The sequence below is a fragment of the Streptomyces sp. NBC_01210 genome, assembly GCF_036010325.1.
Taxonomy (GTDB): domain Bacteria; phylum Actinomycetota; class Actinomycetes; order Streptomycetales; family Streptomycetaceae; genus Streptomyces.
On sequence record NZ_CP108549.1, the window covers coordinates 4637726 to 4654222 of the forward strand.

13 protein-coding genes are annotated in these 16497 nt (G+C 68.0%); 5 read left to right on the forward strand and 8 right to left on the reverse strand.

Translation table 11 applies throughout. From position 1 onward, the window contains the following. Nucleotides 1–13 precede the first annotated feature (13 nt). From cydD to OG735_RS21025, 3 genes are read right to left on the reverse strand one after another with little or no spacing between them, the layout of a single operon-like run. Entirely contained in the window at nt 14–3577 is a 3564-nt protein-coding gene (cydD, locus tag OG735_RS21015) for a thiol reductant ABC exporter subunit CydD (protein WP_327324717.1), read from the reverse strand. Nucleotides 3578–3592: 15 nt separating this feature from the next. Next, entirely contained in the window at nt 3593–4594 is a 1002-nt protein-coding gene (gene cydB, locus OG735_RS21020) for a cytochrome d ubiquinol oxidase subunit II (RefSeq protein WP_327324718.1), read from the reverse strand. A 22-nt stretch (nt 4595–4616) separates the two neighbouring features. Then, nucleotides 4617–6125 (reverse strand): cytochrome ubiquinol oxidase subunit I, encoded by a 1509-nt coding sequence (locus tag OG735_RS21025; RefSeq protein ID WP_327324719.1) that lies wholly within the window; start codon nt 6123–6125, stop codon nt 4617–4619. A 190-nt stretch (nt 6126–6315) separates the two neighbouring features. Between OG735_RS21025 and OG735_RS21030 the strand changes: the two genes are divergently transcribed. Next, on the forward strand, nt 6316–6690 hold the full coding sequence (locus OG735_RS21030) for a cyclophilin-like fold protein (protein ID WP_327324720.1): 375 nt from the start codon (nt 6316–6318) through the stop codon (nt 6688–6690). Here the strand turns inward: OG735_RS21030 and hisC are convergent. Then, nucleotides 6687–7766 (reverse strand): histidinol-phosphate transaminase, encoded by a 1080-nt coding sequence (gene hisC / locus OG735_RS21035; RefSeq protein WP_327324721.1) that lies wholly within the window; start codon nt 7764–7766, stop codon nt 6687–6689. The genes OG735_RS21030 and hisC overlap by 4 nt on opposite strands. Nucleotides 7767–8124: 358 nt before the next feature. Between hisC and OG735_RS21040 the strand changes: the two genes are divergently transcribed. The 3 genes from OG735_RS21040 to OG735_RS21050 all read left to right on the forward strand — a co-directional run bounded on the left by OG735_RS21040 (nt 8125) and on the right by OG735_RS21050 (nt 11675). Beyond that, the gene (locus OG735_RS21040) at nt 8125–9237 is read left to right on the forward strand and encodes a LacI family DNA-binding transcriptional regulator (protein WP_327324722.1); all 1113 of its coding nucleotides are present in this window, start codon (nt 8125–8127) and stop codon (nt 9235–9237) included. 175 nt (nt 9238–9412) lie between these two features. Continuing rightward, nucleotides 9413–10702 (forward strand): metallophosphoesterase, encoded by a 1290-nt coding sequence (locus OG735_RS21045; RefSeq protein ID WP_327324723.1) that lies wholly within the window; start codon nt 9413–9415, stop codon nt 10700–10702. 148 nt (nt 10703–10850) lie between these two features. Next, entirely contained in the window at nt 10851–11675 is an 825-nt protein-coding gene (locus OG735_RS21050) for a hypothetical protein (RefSeq protein ID WP_327324724.1), read from the forward strand. Between the two features lie 27 nt (nt 11676–11702). Here OG735_RS21050 and thiC read toward each other — a convergent pair whose 3' ends face one another. After that, on the reverse strand, nt 11703–13469 hold the full coding sequence (gene thiC / locus OG735_RS21055; protein WP_327324725.1) for a phosphomethylpyrimidine synthase ThiC: 1767 nt from the start codon (nt 13467–13469) through the stop codon (nt 11703–11705). Nucleotides 13470–13677: 208 nt separating this feature from the next. Between thiC and OG735_RS21060 the strand changes: the two genes are divergently transcribed. Next, nucleotides 13678–15030: a YibE/F family protein gene (locus tag OG735_RS21060; protein WP_327324726.1), complete on the forward strand. Its 1353-nt coding sequence runs from the start codon at nt 13678–13680 to the stop codon at nt 15028–15030. Between the two features lie 24 nt (nt 15031–15054). On the opposite strand, the gene OG735_RS21065 is transcribed toward OG735_RS21060, so the two are convergent. The 3 genes from OG735_RS21065 to OG735_RS21075 form a co-directional block, all read right to left on the reverse strand. Further along, nucleotides 15055–15489 carry an SsgA family sporulation/cell division regulator gene (locus tag OG735_RS21065; protein ID WP_327324727.1) on the reverse strand — a complete coding sequence of 145 codons (435 nt, stop codon included), beginning with the start codon at nt 15487–15489 and terminating at the stop codon, nt 15055–15057. Nucleotides 15490–15827: 338 nt separating this feature from the next. Continuing rightward, the gene (locus OG735_RS21070) at nt 15828–16040 is read right to left on the reverse strand and encodes a DUF5326 family protein (RefSeq protein WP_327328401.1); all 213 of its coding nucleotides are present in this window, start codon (nt 16038–16040) and stop codon (nt 15828–15830) included. A gap of 127 nt (nt 16041–16167) precedes the next feature. After that, complete coding sequence (locus OG735_RS21075; RefSeq protein ID WP_108150174.1) at nt 16168–16485, reverse strand: cupin domain-containing protein; 318 nt, start codon at nt 16483–16485, stop codon at nt 16168–16170. Nucleotides 16486–16497 lie beyond the last annotated feature (12 nt).

The window sequence follows — 16497 nt, forward strand, 5'->3', positions numbered from 1 at the left end:
CGAGAGCCGGGTACTAAACCGGGTACTCGGCTGTCGAGAGCCGGGTACCGAGCAGGTCCGCGGCCCGCTCGCGCTCCAGCATCCGGCGCAGCGGCCCCTCGGCGGTGGCGAGTTCTGCGTACGAGCCGCGCTGCACGGTCCGGCCTGCCTCCAGGACGACGATCTCGTCGACGGCGTCGAGCCCTTGCAGCCGGTGCGTGATCAGCACTGTCGTCCGGCCTTCCGTCGCCACCAGCAGATCCGCCGTCAGCGCATCGGCCGTCGCCAGGTCGAGGTGCTCGGCCGGCTCGTCGAGTACGAGTACGGGGAAGTCGGCGAGGAGCGCGCGGGCCAGCGCCAGCCGCTGCCGCTGACCGCCCGACAGCTGCGCCCCGTGCTCGCCGACGAGAGTGTCGAGACCGTCGGGCAGCACGTCGACCCACTCCAGCAGCCTCGCCTTGGCGAGCGCCTGCCGAAGCTCGTCCTCCGTCGCCTCCGTACGCGCGAGCCGGAGGTTCTCCCGTACGGAACTGTCGAAGAGGTGGGCATCCTGCGCGCACAGCCCGACGAACCGCCGGACCGCGTCCCCGTCGAGCGCGGCCGCGTCCACGCCGCCGATCGTGTACGTCCCTTCCCTCACGTCCAGGAAGCGGAGCAGCACCTGCGCGAGGGTGGTCTTTCCCGAACCCGAGGTGCCGACGACGGCGATGCGCCTCCCCACGGTGAGCGTCAGATCGAATCCGCGGAGCGCGTCCCGCTCCTGTCCGGCGTACCGGGCGCCGAGTCCTCGCACCTGGAGCGGGAACGCCGTCGCCGGCGGAGCCGCCGCCCGGTCCGGCTCGTGTACGGGGACGGGCGCGTCCAGCACCTCGAACACCCGCTCGGCGCTCCGCCTGACCCGCTGCCGGTACTGAACAGCCGCCGGGAGCCCGGTGACCGCCTCGAAAGCGGCGAGGGGAGTGAGCACCACCACCGCCAGGGACACCCCGTCCAGCCGCCCGTCACGCACCGCCTGCACTCCGGCGAAGGCGGCGCACACGACGGTCAGCCCGCAGGCCAGCGCGGAGAGGCCGCCGCCGAGTGCGGTGGCGACGGCGCCCCGGGAGGCGATGCGCGTCAGCTGCCGGTCGGCATCCCGCGTTCTCTCCAGTCGTCCCTTCAGGGCTCCGGCGACGGTCAGTTCGGCGGTACCGCCGAGCAGTTCGACGACACGGGTGGCCAGCACCCCGCGTGCGGGCGCGAGTTGACGTTCGGCCCGCCGTGCGAAAGCGCCGCTGATCAGCGGTACGGCCACACCGGCGAGGAGCAGACCGACGGCGAGCACGGCCCCGGCCTCGGGCAGCAGCCACGCCGTGAAGCCGACGGCCCCCGCGCCGACGACGACGGCCACTCCGGCAGGCAGCAGCCAGCGCAGCCAGTAGTCCTGCAGGGCGTCCACATCGGCGACGAGCCGCGACAGCAGATCTCCGCGCCGGGACTGCCGCAGCCCGGCGGGTGCGATCCGCTCCAGCCTGCGATAGACCGCGACCCGCATCTCGGCGAGCATCCGCAGCACGGCGTCGTGCGACACCAGACGCTCGGCGTACCGGAAGACTGCCCGCCCGATGCCGAAGGCGCGGGTCGCCGTCACAGCCACCATCAGATAGAGCACCGGCGGATGCTCGGACGCGCGCGAAATGAGCCACCCGGAAACGGCCATGAGCCCTACGGCGGAACCCAGAGCAAGGCTGCCCAGCAGCAGCGCGAGCCCGAGCCGGCCCCGCAGCTCCCCGGCAGCGCTTCGTACTCGTGCCAGCGGCGACCGTGTGCGCGCCGACTGCGTCGGCCCTGCAGTGTCAACGGCCTCGGCGGGCTGATCTCTGTCCATCTCCGTGCGCGCTGCCGCCGGAGTGTCCGCCGAACTCGATGGCTGAGTACCTCCGTACGCCGTAACTCCCGACCTCGCGGGCCCTGGAATCAGCGATGCGCGACGGGAGAGCGTGACCACCCGGTCCGCCACCGCCAGCAGTGCCGGCCGGTGGACGACCAGCAGCACCGTCCGCCCCTGAGCCAGCCGTCGCACCGCGTCGACGATGCCCGCTTCCGTCTCGCCGTCCAGTGCGGCCGTCGGCTCGTCGAGCAGCAGCAGCGGCCGGTCCGCGAGGAACGCCCGGGCCAGCGCGAGCCGTTGCCGCTGGCCGGCCGAGAGCCCGGTGCCGTCCTCGCCGAGCAGGCTGTCCACACCCTGGGGGAGCCCGGCCACAAAGTCGTACGCACCAGCGTTCCGCAGCGCTTCCCGCACCGCGGCATCATCGGCGTCCGGTCGCGCCAGCCGTACGTTCTCCGCGATCGTCCCCGCGAAGAGATACGGCCGCTGCGGCACCCAAGCGATCTGCTCGCGCCACCGGTCCAGGTCGAGCGTCGCCAGATCGGTACCGCCGACGCACACCCGCCCCTCGGCCGGCTCCACGAAGCCGAGCAGCACATCCAGCAGCGTCGACTTCCCGACCCCGCTCGGTCCGACCAGCGCGACCGTGTCGCCGGGCTCCACCACCAGTGAGGCCGCATCCAACGACGCCTCGCTACGCCCTGCGTGACGGACGGTCACTCCGTCGAGCTCCAACCGGAGTGTGCCCGGCACCTCGCCCGTACCGCCCGCCCGCGGCTCGGTCTCCAGGACCTGGAAAATCTCCTCTGCGGCCGAAAGCCCCTCCGCCGCCGCGTGGTACTGCGCGCCCACCTGCCGGATCGGCAGATACGCCTCGGGCGCGAGGATCAGAATCACCAGGCCCGTGTACAGATCCAGGTCCCCGTGCACCAGCCGCATACCGATACCGACGGCCACCAGCGCCACCGAGAGAGTCGACAGCAGCTCCAGCGCGAACGACGAGAGAAACGCGATCCGCAGAGTCCGCAGCGTCGCCTTCCGGTACTCCGAGGTGATCGATCGGATCGACTCGGCCTGGGACTTCGCCCGCCCGAAGACCTTCAGGGTCGGCAGACCGGCGACCACGTCCAGGAAGTGCCCCGACAGCCGGGACAGCAGCCGCCACTGGCGGTCCATCCGGGCCTGGGTGGCCCAGCCGATGAGAATCATGAACAGCGGAATCAGCGGCAGGGTCAGCACAATGACCGCCGCCGAGACCCAGTCCTCGGTCACGATCCGCGCCAGCACCGCCGCGGGCACCACGACGGCGAGCCCCAACTGCGGCAGATAGCGCGAGAAGTAGTCGTCCAGAGCGTCGACACCGCGCGTGGCGAGCGCGACCAGCGAACCGGTCCGCTGCCCACTCAGCCACTCGGGCCCCAGGTGAGCGGCCCGCTCCAGCAGCCGCCCCCGCAGCTCCGACTTGACCGCCGCACTCGCCCGGTGCGCGGCCAGTTCGGTCAGCCAGGAGACGACAGCCCGTCCGATCGCGACCGCCGCCAGGAGTGCCAGCGGCGTCCCCAGAGCGGAGGTGGAGAGCCCCCGCTCAAACGCGCCCACCACCACGTCGGCGATAAGCATCGCCTGGGCGACGACCAGCGCCGCCCCGGCAAGGCCGAGGAGCACCACCGCGGTCAAGAAGAGGCGGGTGGCCCGGGCGTACCGGAGCAGACGCGGGTCGATCGGTTTCACGTGAAACATCCCCCACTAATGAACATCGGCGATGTGCTGCGTGCCGATCCGCTTGCGGAATACCCAGTACGTCCAGCCTTGGTAGAGCATCACCAGCGGCGCGGCGATGCCCGCGCACCAGGTCATGATCTTCAGCGTGTACGGACTCGACGAGGCGTTGGTGACCGTAAGGTTCCACTCCTCATTGAGCGAGGACGGCATGACGTTCGGGAAGAGCGTCAGGAACAGCATCGCGACCGCGGCAGCGATCGTCACGCCCGACAGCGCGAACGACCAGCCTTCGCGTCCCACCTTGATGGCCCCGACCGCTCCGACCAGCGCCACCACTGCAACGATCATCGCGATCAGGCTCTTGTCGTCACCGCGCGAGACCTGGGTCCAGATCAGGAAGCCGAGCGCCAGCACGGCCGTGAGCAGCCCCAGCTTCAGCGCCAGCCCCCGGGCCCGGTCCCTGATGTCCCCCACCGTCTTCAGCGCGGCGAACACCGCACCATGGAAGGTGAACAGCGTCAGCGTCACCAGTCCGCCCAGGATCGCGTACGGGTTGAGCAGATCGAAGAGGTTGCCGACGTACTCCTTCTGCCCGTCGATCTTCACGCCGCGCACGATGTTGCCGAACGCGACGCCCCACAGCAGGGCCGGCAGCAGTGAGGTCCAGAAGATCGCGTGCTCCCAGTTGGTCTGCCACCTCTCCTCGTCCCGCTTGTGCCGGTACTCGAAGGCGACTCCGCGCACGATCAGGCAGAACAGGATCAGCAGCAGCGGCAGATAGAAGCCGGAGAAGAGGGTGGCGTACCACTCGGGGAAGGCGGCGAAGGTCGCACCGCCGGCCGTCACCAGCCAGACCTCGTTGCCGTCCCAGACGGGCCCGATGGTGTTGATCAGGACCCGCCGCTCGGTCCGGTCCCGGGCCAGCAGCTTGGTCAGGACACCGACCCCGAAGTCGAAGCCATCGAGGAAGAAGTAGCCGATCCAGAGGAAGGCGATGAGTACAAACCAGACGTCGTGAAGTTCCATGCCTCAGCAGCTCCTCAGGGCCTCAGTACGAGAAGGCCATCGGGCGGTCGGCGTCACGGTCGTCGCCGCCGATCTTGGTGGGCGGGTTGAGGTCGGCCTCGGTGAGCTCGGGCGGTCCGGCCTTGACGTACTTCAGAAGCAGCTTGACCTCGATGACGGCGAGCACCGCGTAGAGCAGGGTGAAGACGATCATCGAGGTGAGCACCTCACCCTGCGAGGCACTGGGGGAGACGGCGTCGCGGGTACGGAGCACGCCGTACACGACCCACGGCTGACGCCCCATCTCGGTGAAGATCCAGCCCCAGGAGTTGGCGATCAGCGGGAAGAGCATCGTCCAGAGCGCGACGATCCAGTACCACTTGGTCAGCCTGGGATTCAGCGCCTTGTTCTTGAAGAGCACCAGCTGCGGCACTTCGTCCGCGCCCGTCCGCAGGCCCGGCGGCAGCATGAACTTCTTGCGGGTGAGCCAGAGCCCGAGCAGGCCGATGGCGAAGGACGTCATCCCGAAGCCGATCATCCAGCGGAAGCCCCAGTAGGCGATGGGGATATTGGGCCGGTAGTCGCCGGGCCCGAACTTCTCCTGCTCGGACTTGTTGACGTCGTTGATGCCGGGGACATACGAGGAGAAGTCGTCGTTGGCCAGGAAGGACAGCAGTCCCGGGATCTCTATCGCGACCGTGTTGTGGCCCTTTTCGACGTCGCCGTACGCGAACACCGAGAAGGGCGCGGGCGCCTCGCCGTCCCACAGCGCCTCGGCTGCGGCCATCTTCATCGGCTGCTGCTTGAACATGACCTTGCCGAGCAGGTCACCGCTGACAGCGGTGAGCAGTCCGGCGATCACGACGGTGACCAGCCCGAGCCGCAGCGAGGTGCGCATCACCGGAATGTGCTTCTTGCGCGCCAGGTGGAAGGCAGCGATGCCGACCATGAAGGCGCCGCCGACGAGGAAGGCGGCCGTGATGGTGTGGAAGAACTGGGTGAGCGCGGTGTTCTGCGTGAGTACGTGCCAGAAGTCGGTGAGCTCTGCCCGGCCCCGCTCCTTGTTGATCCGGTAGCCGACCGGGTGCTGCATCCAGGAGTTGGCCGCCAGGATGAAGTACGCCGAGAGAACGGTGCCGATCGAGACCATCCAGATGCAGGCCAGATGGATCTTCTTCGGCAGCTTGTCCCAGCCGAAGATCCACAGTCCGATGAAGGTGGACTCGAAGAAGAACGCGAACAGCGCCTCGAAGGCGAGCGGGGCACCGAAGACGTCACCGACGAAGCGCGAGTAGTCGGACCAGTTCATGCCGAACTGGAACTCCTGGACGAGGCCGGTGACCACACCCATGGCGATGTTGATCAGGAAGAGCTTGCCCCAGAACTTGGTGGCCCTGAGGTACTTCTCCTTCTCGGTGCGCACCCAGGCGGTCTGCAGGCCGGCGGTGAGCGCGGCGAGCGAGATCGTCAGAGGGACGAAGAGGAAGTGGTAGACGGTGGTGATGCCGAACTGCCATCGCGCCAAGGTCTCCGGCGCCAGAGCTAGGTTCACGTCGTCTTCTCCTTACATCGCCGTGGTCACTGCGGCAGTCTGCCCCCTTTAATCCCGCCGATGACGGGAGAAACGAGGCATGCTTGTGAACGCGTTCACATTCACAAGCATTATGGCTCATGCGAAATTCGCACCTTCGACCGGGGGGTACCCCTTCCCAAGCCCTTCAACATCTTGTTGAATCCGGCGAATGCAGATACGGATCTCCTGGCCCGCCGGGCACCTGACCGCGACCCTCGAAGAAACCCCCACGAGCACGGCGCTCATGGGGGCTCTGCCACTCGCCTCCACCGCCCACACCTGGGGCGAAGAGGTCTACTTCGACACGACCATCTCCCCCGCCCTGGAGGCGGCCGCCCGGCAGGTGGTGGAACCGGGCACGGTCGCTTTCTGGACCGAGGGTGACGCACTCGCGCTGCCCTACGGCCCCACACCGATCTCGCGCGGCGACGAATGCCGGCTCGCAGGCCCGTGCAATGTCCTCGGCCGGATCGACGGCGATCCCCGCCTGCTGGCGCCGGTCCGCGCCGGCGACCCGATCCGCGTGGAGAGGGTCGAGGCCTAGAACTCCTTGCGGAATGCCTCGGTGACGTGCAGGAAGAGGTCGTTGGCCTCGGTCTCACCAATGGTGACCCGCACGCCCTCACCCGCGAAGGGCCTGACCATGACACCGGCCTTCTCGCACGCCGCCGCGAAGTCGAGCGTACGGTCGCCGAGCCGCAGCCAGACGAAGTTCGCCTGGGTCTCCGGCACCGTCCAGCCCTGCTTGACCAGGCTCTCGTGCACCCGTACGCGCTCGGAGACCAGCGAGCCGACCCGGCCGAGCAGTTCGTCCTCGGCGCGCAGCGAGGCTACCGCTGCGTCCTGCGCGAGCTGCGAGACACCGAAGGGGACCGCGGTCTTGCGCAGCGCTGCGGCCACCGGCTCATGGGCGATCGCAAAGCCGACCCGCAGCCCGGCAAGTCCGTACGCCTTGGAGAACGTCCGCAGCACCGCCACATTGGGGCGGTCGCGGTAGATCTCAATGCCGTTCGGGACGTCGACATCGCGGACGAACTCGATGTACGCCTCATCCAGCACCACCAGGACGTCGGATGGCACCCGGTCGAGGAAGCGCTCCAGCTCGGCCCGGCGCACCACCGTGCCGGTCGGGTTGTTGGGGTTGCAGACGAAGATCAGCCGGGTCCGATCGGTGATCGCATCGGCCATCGCGTCCAGATCATGCACATCACCCGCGGTCAGCGGCACCTGCACCGGCTTGGCCCCGCTGATCTGCGTGATGATCGGGTACGCCTCGAAGGACCGCCAGGCAAAGATGACCTCGTCGCCGGGGCCCGAGGTGGACTGCAGCAACGACTGGGCGACGCCGACCGAGCCGGTGCCGGTGGCCAGATGCGTCACGGGCACCCCGAAACGGTCCGCGAGCTCGTTCATCAGGCCGGTGCAGGCCATGTCCGGATAACGGTTGAAGTTGTGGGCAGCGGCGATCGCGCTCTCCACCACACCGGTCAACGGCGGATACGGGTTCTCATTGGACGACAGCTTGTACGCGACCGCGCCGCCCGAAGCAGCCGGCTTGCCGGGCTTGTACGTGGGGATGCCGTCCAGCTCGGCGCGCAGCTTGGGGCTCGTCTCGCTCACCGCGGGTCCTCCTCGACCATCTGTACACAGCAGTACTCCAATACTGCTCACCTTATGAGGATTCACGTCCGCTGCGAATGGGGGCCCCGGGAAAAAGGGGGGGCGCTCCTCCATATCGCGCGCGCCGGTAGCTCACTCCGTGGCGCGCATCCCCCGTAGTGGTGAGTTGAGACCTCTTCGAAACATCAACCATTCGACAGGCCCATGCGGCTGGACGTGCGAGACGCCGTGGGCGCACCACCCAACCGCCTTGATTTCCAAGGTGATTGACGATGAACAGCCATGCAGAAACGTGCCTGTCAACGAGTGAATATGCGACCGGCTCAACCGCCCGCGCGAGCCCTACTATCGGCTCGCCATGACAGCAGCAGGGAAGCACCAGGTGAGCCGGACGGAGACATCACGCCGGGGCAGCCGGCAGAGTCGGGCGGGCATCCGAGATGTGGCCGCCGCCGCCGGTGTCTCCATCACGACAGTCTCCGACGCACTCAACGGCAAGGGCCGGCTCCCGGACGCCACCCGCCGACATGTCCGCGAGGTCGCCGACCGGCTGGGCTATCGCCCGTCCGCCGCGGCCCGCACGCTCCGTACCGGAAAGTCGGGCCTTATCGGCCTGACGGTGACGACGTACGGGGATGAACCCTTCACCTTCACCGAGTTCGCGTACTTCGCCGAAATGGCGAGAGCCGCGACCTCCGCCGCGCTCGCCCGCGGCTACGCCCTCGTCATCCTGCCCGCCACCTCACGCCATGACGTCTGGTCGAACGTCGCCCTCGACGGCACCGTCGTCATCGATCCGTCCGACCACGACCCGGTCGTCACCGAACTTGTCCGCCAGGGCCTTCCCGTCGTCTCCGACGGACGTCCGGCCGGCACGCTCCCGGTCACCGCCTGGGTCGACAACGACCACGAAGCCGCCGTACTCGATCTGCTCGACCATCTCGCCGCCGCCGGCGCCCGCCGTATCGGCCTGCTCACCGGCACCACCACCGACACCTACACACGACTGTCCACCACCGCGTATCTCAGCTGGTGCGAACGCGTCCACCAGGACCCGGTCTACGAGTCCTATCCGGCCCACGACCCGTGCGCCGGAGCCGTCGCTGCCGACCGGCTGCTCGCCCGCCCCGACCGGCCCGACGCCGTCTACGGGCTCTTCGACCCCAACGGCACCGATCTCCTCGCCGCCGCCCGGCGGTACGGCCTGCGCGTCCCCGACGATCTGCTGCTCGTCTGCTGCAGCGAGTCGACCGTGTACGCCACCACCGAACCGCCCATCACCACGCTCTCGCTCAAACCGCGCCGGATCGGCACGGCAGTCGTCCAGCTCCTCATCGACGCCATCGAAGGAGTCGACGAGGACCGGCCGGTCGGGCAGGTAATACCGACCGAACTGATCGTACGGACGTCATCACAGCGCCGCCCTCAGCGAACGACTGTGAGCGCCCCGCGATCCCCTTCTCCGGACTAGACCTTCCTAATCGGTACGAAACAGTCGGCGCACCAGGGGTGTGAAACGGATTCACCACCCCTGGTGCGTCACACAGCGCGGAGCTCATTCCTATGATGGGCGCACGACACCGCGGACCACCCCGACCAGGCTGGGCCGAGAGGTGAACGGCGGCGCGACGGTGGTGGAGGGGTCGATGACTCAGGGGGCCGGTCAAGGACCCGTGGTGCGGACGGCGACGTTGCGCGATTTCCGTGTACCGCCGTATGCGCAGGTTCCCGTGCAGTCACAGGAACCACAGTCCGCTGCACCGCAGCAGCAGCAGGAAGCGCCATCCGCGGCGCCGCAGCGGCACGCACCACAGTCCGCGGTGCCGCAGCCGCAGGAACCGCAGTCCGCGGTGCCAGAGCAGCACGCACCGCAACCGCAGGAGCCGCAGGCACAGCCACAGGCACAGGCACAGGCTCAGCAACCACAGCCTCAGCCACAGCGGTCTCAAGTGCAGCAGTCCATGGAGTCCGGCCATCCCGGCAACGCCGTCCCGGAGAGCGAGACCCCGGACGGCTACACCCCCACCGCGCGCGACCTCCCGGTGATCAGCCGCAGCGGCCCCGGCGACACCGTCCAGGTGCAGATCAACCCGTCCGAAACGCCCGCGGCCGACGGGCTCGGCCCGCTCTATGTCGTCGGCGACGTCCACGGATATCTCGACGAACTCCACGCGGCCCTCACCGAGCAGGGCCTCATCGACGCGGACGGCCAGTGGGCCGCGGGCAACGCCCGGCTCTGGTTCCTCGGCGACTTCACCGACCGGGGCCCCGACGGCATCGGCGTTATCGACCTCGTCATGCGGCTCTCCGCCGAGGCCGCGGCCGCCGGCGGCTACTGCAAGGCCCTGATGGGCAACCACGAACTGCTGCTGCTCGGCGCCAAGCGGTTCGGCGACACCCCCGTCAACTCCGGGGCCGGAACCGCCACTTTCCAGGCCGCCTGGCTGCTCAACGGCGGCCAGAAGACCGATATGGACCGTCTGCAGGACGTCCATCTGCAGTGGATGGCGCGCCTCGACGCCATCGAGCTGGAGGATGAGCATCTGCTGATGCACTCCGACACCACGGCCTATCTCGAGTACGGCGACTCGATCGAAGCGGTCAACGACACCGTCCGCGAGACCCTGACCCGCAATGACGCCGACGAGTGCTGGGACCTGTTCCGCAAGTTCACCAAGCGCTTCGCCTTCCGCGACGACGGCGGCCCGCAGGCCGTACGCGAACTGCTCTCCGCCTACGGCGGCCGACGCGTTGTGCACGGCCACAGCCCCATTCCGTATCTGCTCGGCGAGGTGGGCACCGAGGACGGTGAGGACGGCGCGCGTCCGGTTGTCGAAGGCCCGCATGTGTACGCTGACGGGCTCGCGATCGCCATGGACGGCGGCGTGACCATGGCCGGAAAGCTGCTTGTGGTCGAACTCCCGCTGCATGACTGAGCCAACCCTCGACAGGGGATTTACGGAAACCCCCTGTCACCCCGTGCCGTAACCGCTCTACCATCGGCTTATCCGTAGCAGGCTCTCCTCCGTTTCTGCCCAACCGCCCGGTCGATGCGGGCAATCCGGCCCTACGGAGCATCGGGGGATGCACATGAACAGCGCTCCGCACCTGCTGACCGAGGATCGTGCCGAGTACGAGCGAATCCTCGACGACGCGCTGCGCAACGCCCATGACCGTCCGGATCTCGCTGCCGTGGGGCAGCGCCTGAACGCCGAGCAACTCCGCACCATGGCCCTGAACGCGACAGCGCTCATCACCACAGCGGCCGCAGCCGAGTACGAGCACTATGTGAAGGTCCGCGAGGATCTGCGCGCGCCCACGGCCGCCGCGTCCGTGCACAGTTCCGTGCTGGCCCCGGCCGCGGGTGAGGCAGACGAGAGCGGCGCCGGATTCGCCGCCGTCATCGCCGTACTGGCGCCGGTGCTCGCGGGAACGGCTGCGGCGATCTTTCTGCTGGTCGGCTACATCCTGAAGATGCTCAGCCCCACGCCGTCCTTCGCGGACAGCCTGCTCACCGCCGGGTGGTTCTTCGGCGCGGTCACGGCGGCCGGAATCCTGGTCGCCGCGGTCGCGCTGCTGCTCACCGCTCTGCGCAACGGCGCGACCCAGGTCCCGGCCGAAGAGTCGGCGGGCGAGCCGGACGAGGTGGCCCGCGCCAGGGAGGCCTGGCGTCATGCGGTGCTGGAACGCGGCCTGCTGCCGTTTCTGCGAGCAGCGCTGGCCGATCCCAGCGCCGACCCGTCGTCCGCGGACCCGCCGCACCATGTGAGCCGTATCCCGAAGGTCGGCTACAGCGGCCCGGACTACTCCAGCCCGAGCGAGGGCTCGACGACGGGCCAGAGACCCACCTTCACCAGTCCGGACTTCACCAGTCCGGACTTCGGCGGCCCCGAGCACCAGCCGGAGTGACCCCGGCCGGCGCCCGTGGCCGGGAGCTCACTCGGCGATCGGCAGATAGACCCGGTTGCCGGCCGCGGCGAACTCCTTGGACTTCTCGTCCATGCCCGCCTCGATCTCCTCCTGCAAGGCGCCGTGCTGCCGCCGGATGTCCTGGGAGATCTTCATCGAGCAGAACTTCGGACCACACATCGAGCAGAAGTGCGCGGTCTTCGCCGGCTCGGCCGGCAGCGTCTCGTCGTGGAACTCCCGTGCCGTGTCCGGGTCGAGGGCCAGATTGAACTGGTCCTCCCACCGGAACTCGAAGCGCGCGTCGGAGAGCGCGTCGTCCCACTCCTGCGCTCCCGGGTGGCCCTTCGCGAGGTCCGCCGCATGCGCCGCGATCTTGTAGGTGATGACACCGGTCTTCACATCGTCGCGGTCCGGCAGGCCCAAGTGCTCCTTGGGCGTGACGTAGCAGAGCATCGCCGTTCCCCACCAGGCGATCATCGCGGCGCCGATACCGGAGGTGATGTGGTCGTACGCGGGCGCGACGTCCGTCGTCAGCGGGCCGAGCGTATAGAAGGGGGCCTCCTCGCAGATCTCCTGCTGAAGGTCGATGTTCTCCTTGATCTTGTGCATCGGGACATGGCCCGGGCCCTCGATCATCGTCTGCACGTTGTGGCGCTTGGCGATGGTGTTGAGCTCGCCGAGCGTACGCAGCTCCGCGAACTGCGCCTCGTCATTGGCGTCCGCGATCGAGCCGGGGCGCAGTCCGTCGCCGAGGGAGTACGTCACGTCGTAGGAGGCGAGGATCTCGCAGAGCTCCTCGAAGTTCTCGTACAGGAACGATTCCTTGTGGTGCGCCAGACACCAGGCCGCCATGATCGAGCCACCGCGGGAAACGATGCCGGTCTTGCGGCGGGCGGTGAGCGGCACGTACCGCAGCAGCACGCCCGCGTGGACGGTCATGTAGTCGACGCCCTGCTCGGCCTGCTCGATGACCGTGTCCTTGTAGACCTCCCAGGTCAGCTCCTCGGCCTTGCCGTCGACCTTCTCGAGCGCCTGGTAGAGCGGCACGGTGCCGATCGGGACCGGGGAGTTGCGCAGCACCCACTCGCGGGTGGTGTGGATGTTGCGGCCGGTGGAAAGGTCCATGACCGTGTCCGCGCCCCACTTGGTGGCCCAGGTCATCTTGTCCACCTCCTCCTCGATGGAGGAGGTGACCGCGGAGTTGCCGATGTTGGCGTTGACCTTCACCAGGAATCGCTTGCCGATGATCATCGGCTCGATCTCGGGGTGGTTGACGTTGGCGGGCAGGACGGCCCGGCCCGCCGCGATCTCTTCACGGACGACCTCGGCGGTGACGTTCTCACGGATCGCGACGTACTCCATCTCCGGGGTGATCTCACCGCGGCGGGCGTACGCGAGCTGTGTCACCGCCTGACCGTCGCGGCCCCGGCGGGGCTGGCGCGGGCGGCCGGGGAAGACGGCGTCGAGGTTGCGCAGTCCCCCGCGCGGCGAGGTGTGCTTGATCCCGTCGTCCTCCGGGCGGACCGGGCGGCCCGCATACTCCTCGGTGTCGCCGCGACCGATGATCCAGTTCTCCCGCAGCGGCGGCAGGCCGCGGCGGACGTCGGTCTCGACGGTGGGATCGGTGTACGGGCCGGACGTGTCGTACAGCGTCACGTCCTTGCCATTGGTGAGGTGCACTTGCCGGACCGGCACCCGGAGGTCGGGGCGCGAACCCTCGACGTACCCCTTGTGCCAGCCGGGCTTGCGCTCCGCCTGGTCGGCGGCAGGCGTGCGTGCATCCTGAACGGTCATGAGACCTACTCCCTACGCCGGCATTACCCGGTAACAGGTTCGGCGGTCGACGCAGCGGCTTCCGTACGGTTCGTCACGACTCGTACGAAGGTCAGCGCCCTCTCAGCCCGGTGCTCCGAGCTCCCGCGTGTGCAAAGGTGCCACCACGCTAGCGTCATTTCTGGCGTGCTGAACAGTGGGCCCCTCCCGTTCTTGCGATGATCGGCCGGTGACCTCCTCGCAGCAGAAGCCCGAAGCACACAGCCATGCGCACAGCCATGGGCCGGCCGCGCCCGTCTCCAAGCACCTTCGCAAGGTCATCGCCGCCGTGCTGATTCCCTTCTCCACCGCGGTTTTGGTCGGGCTGTTCGTGCTCTGGCCGGGCGGCGCTCCCGACCATCAGCGCAGCGGTGTCGGCTTCGACCGGCAGACCGAGCAGGGCAAGGTGGTGACGGTCGAGAAGGTCAACTGCAAGGACGTGAATGCGGCGCAGGTGCCGCCGACCGGCGACACCTCCACGCCCGAGGGGCGCGAGGCGGTCAATTCCCAGCGGGGCAGCTGCGCGAAGGCGACGATCGAGGTCACCAGCGGTAAGGACAAGGGCCGTACTTTCACCGAGATTGTCCAGCCGGACGCTCCACGGCAGTTGAGCAAGGGCCAGGGTGTGGTGGTGGCGTACGCGCCCAATGCGCCCCGCGATCTTCAGTACTCCGTGACCGATGTGGACCGGAAGTTCCCGATGGTGCTGCTGGCCGGGATCTTCGCGCTCGTGGTGGTGCTGGTGGGACGGATGCGCGGCGTGATGGCGCTGATCGCGCTCGCCGCCTCGTTCGCCGTGCTGACCCTGTTCATCCTGCCGGCGATCCTGCAGGGCTCAAATCCCCTGATCGTCGCGGTGATCGGGGCGAGCGCCATCATGCTGATCGCTCTCTATCTGTGCCACGGACTCACCGCACGTACGTCGGTCGCGGTCCTCGGCACGCTGATCTCGCTGCTGCTGATCGGGCTGCTCGGTTCGCTCTTCATCGGCTGGGCGAGCCTGACCGGCAACACCGACGACAGCACCGGCCTGATCCATGGCCTGTTTCCGAACATCGACTTGAGCGGTCTGCTGCTGGCCAGCGTCATCATCGGTTCGCTCGGTGTGCTCGACGATGTGACAGTGACCCAGACCTCGGCGGTCTGGGAGCTGCACCAGGCGGATCCGGGCATGGGGCCGCGCGGGCTCTACCGGGCGGCCATCCGGATCGGCCGGGACCATATCGCGTCGGTCGTGAACACGCTCGTACTCGCCTACGCGGGCGCGGCGTTGCCGCTGCTGCTGCTCTTCTCGATCGCGCAGAGCAGTGTGGGCACGGTGGCCAACAGTGAGTTGGTGGCGGTGGAGATCGTTCGGACCCTGGTGGGGTCGATCGGTCTGGTTGCTTCGGTTCCGGTGACCACCGCGCTCGCCGCGATGGTGGTGTCCGCGGACCGGCCGAGTCCGGCGGAAGCGTCAGGCGCCGTGAGCGGTCCGCCGGGATCGCAGGTGCCGCAGGTGCCGCAGGTGCGGAGCGGGAAGGGCCGCCGCCGCAAGAAGTAGCTCATCGGCGCTCCGGTCACCCGCTCAACCGGCGTTCTCCTCGGCGAGGATGCGCCCGAGCGCCTCTTCCAGACTGCCCTCGAATTCGCCCAGTGTGCGCTCCTGCCCCAGCGGCACCAGCTTGTCGGTGCGGTCGAGGAAGCCCACCAGTGGCGCCGCGCTCGACCGGAACAGCGCCCGGTCGCGGCCGACCTGGAGCCTGATGCCGACGTCGGCCAGCCCTGCGGGCCCGGTCGGAGCAATGTGCACATCGCCGTCCCCGCTCGGCCCGTTGATGCCGTCGAGCAGCAACTCACGGCCAAATGCCCAGGTCACGGGGGCATCTCCGGGTAGATGGAAGGTCATCCGTACCGCGTAGGGGTCCTCCGTCTCGTATCGGAGCTCCACCTGGATCCGGAAGGAGAGCTCCTCTGAGACAAGGAAACTCATGAGGACCTCGGCATGGACCGACTCACGCATCGTGTACCCCGCAGTGGCTGAAGCAGTGATGAAACCTGCTGAAAACGGCCAGGATTGACACCCCATGGCCCTCTTGACGCAATGGTGCTGGAAGCGCTTGAAGATCACAAGGAGTGATTTTTCAGATACTGATAGAGAAGGTTAGCGAACTTAGCAGCCCAGCCATACCGCTACGTGTCTGTTCGATCTCAGTCAGTAATCGCTCTTCCAGGCGAAGGGAGTGAAATGGCCATCGCGGCGACAGGATCCAGCCATCACCTCGACTGCGGTCCCGATGTTCACGGCGGATCTGCTCGTCGCGCCGGCTCAGCAGACGCTGACCAAGGGCACCGGTCGCTCTACCAGTCGCCGCTCGAACTCGAGGACGCCATGAACTTCCGTACGACAAAGATGAGTCCGCCGACGAGGGCGACGAAGACCAGAGCCTTGAAGAGCAGCCCGATCACAAAGCCGACGACGCTGGCAATCAGCCCACCGAACACGACAAGGGCGATAACGGGCACCGCAACCCACTTCACCCACCACGGCATCCCCGCGAACATCTCTCGCACAGCCATCGTCCTTACCTCGTTTCTCTGAGTTCCTGGCTTCGATGCTAGGCGGGAGAGGGGGGCAACGGGGGCTCGCCGGCCCTTGAACTCCCCTGACCGAACCCCTAGGGACAGGACAGGGTCTCGCTCAGCTCTCAGGCGGAGAGAAGACCACCATGACCCGCAGATCCTCGGTGATGTGGTGGAACTTGTGCGCCACTCCGGCCGGGACATAGACCACGCTGCCGCGTCCGACTTGCGTCGTTTCCATCCCGACGGTGATGGCGGCCCGGCCACTGACGACGAAGTACACCTCGTCCTGGCGATGGGGCAGCTGCGGGTCGAGCTCGCCTGCGTCCAGTGCGTACAGGCCGACCGACATGTTCCGTTCGCGCAGGAACTGCAGATACGCACCGTCATTGGCGGCGCGCTCCGCCTCCAACTCGTCCAGTCGGAATGCCTTCATCGTCCGTCCGCC

Excerpts from the sequence above, each read along its gene's own strand:
- OG735_RS21030 (WP_327324720.1), top strand. The coding sequence starts at position 6,316 with ATGCAGATACGGATCTCCTGGCCCGCCGGGCACCTGACCGCGACCCTC.
- cydB (WP_327324718.1), bottom strand. The coding sequence starts at position 4,594 with ATGGAACTTCACGACGTCTGGTTTGTACTCATCGCCTTCCTCTGGATC.
- OG735_RS21050 (WP_327324724.1), top strand. The coding sequence starts at position 10,851 with ATGCACATGAACAGCGCTCCGCACCTGCTGACCGAGGATCGTGCCGAG.
- OG735_RS21075 (WP_108150174.1), bottom strand. The coding sequence starts at position 16,485 with ATGAAGGCATTCCGACTGGACGAGTTGGAGGCGGAGCGCGCCGCCAAT.
- OG735_RS21045 (WP_327324723.1), top strand. The coding sequence starts at position 9,413 with ATGACTCAGGGGGCCGGTCAAGGACCCGTGGTGCGGACGGCGACGTTG.
- OG735_RS21040 (WP_327324722.1), top strand. The coding sequence starts at position 8,125 with ATGACAGCAGCAGGGAAGCACCAGGTGAGCCGGACGGAGACATCACGC.
- OG735_RS21065 (WP_327324727.1), bottom strand. The coding sequence starts at position 15,489 with ATGCGTGAGTCGGTCCATGCCGAGGTCCTCATGAGTTTCCTTGTCTCA.
- thiC (WP_327324725.1), bottom strand. The coding sequence starts at position 13,469 with ATGACCGTTCAGGATGCACGCACGCCTGCCGCCGACCAGGCGGAGCGC.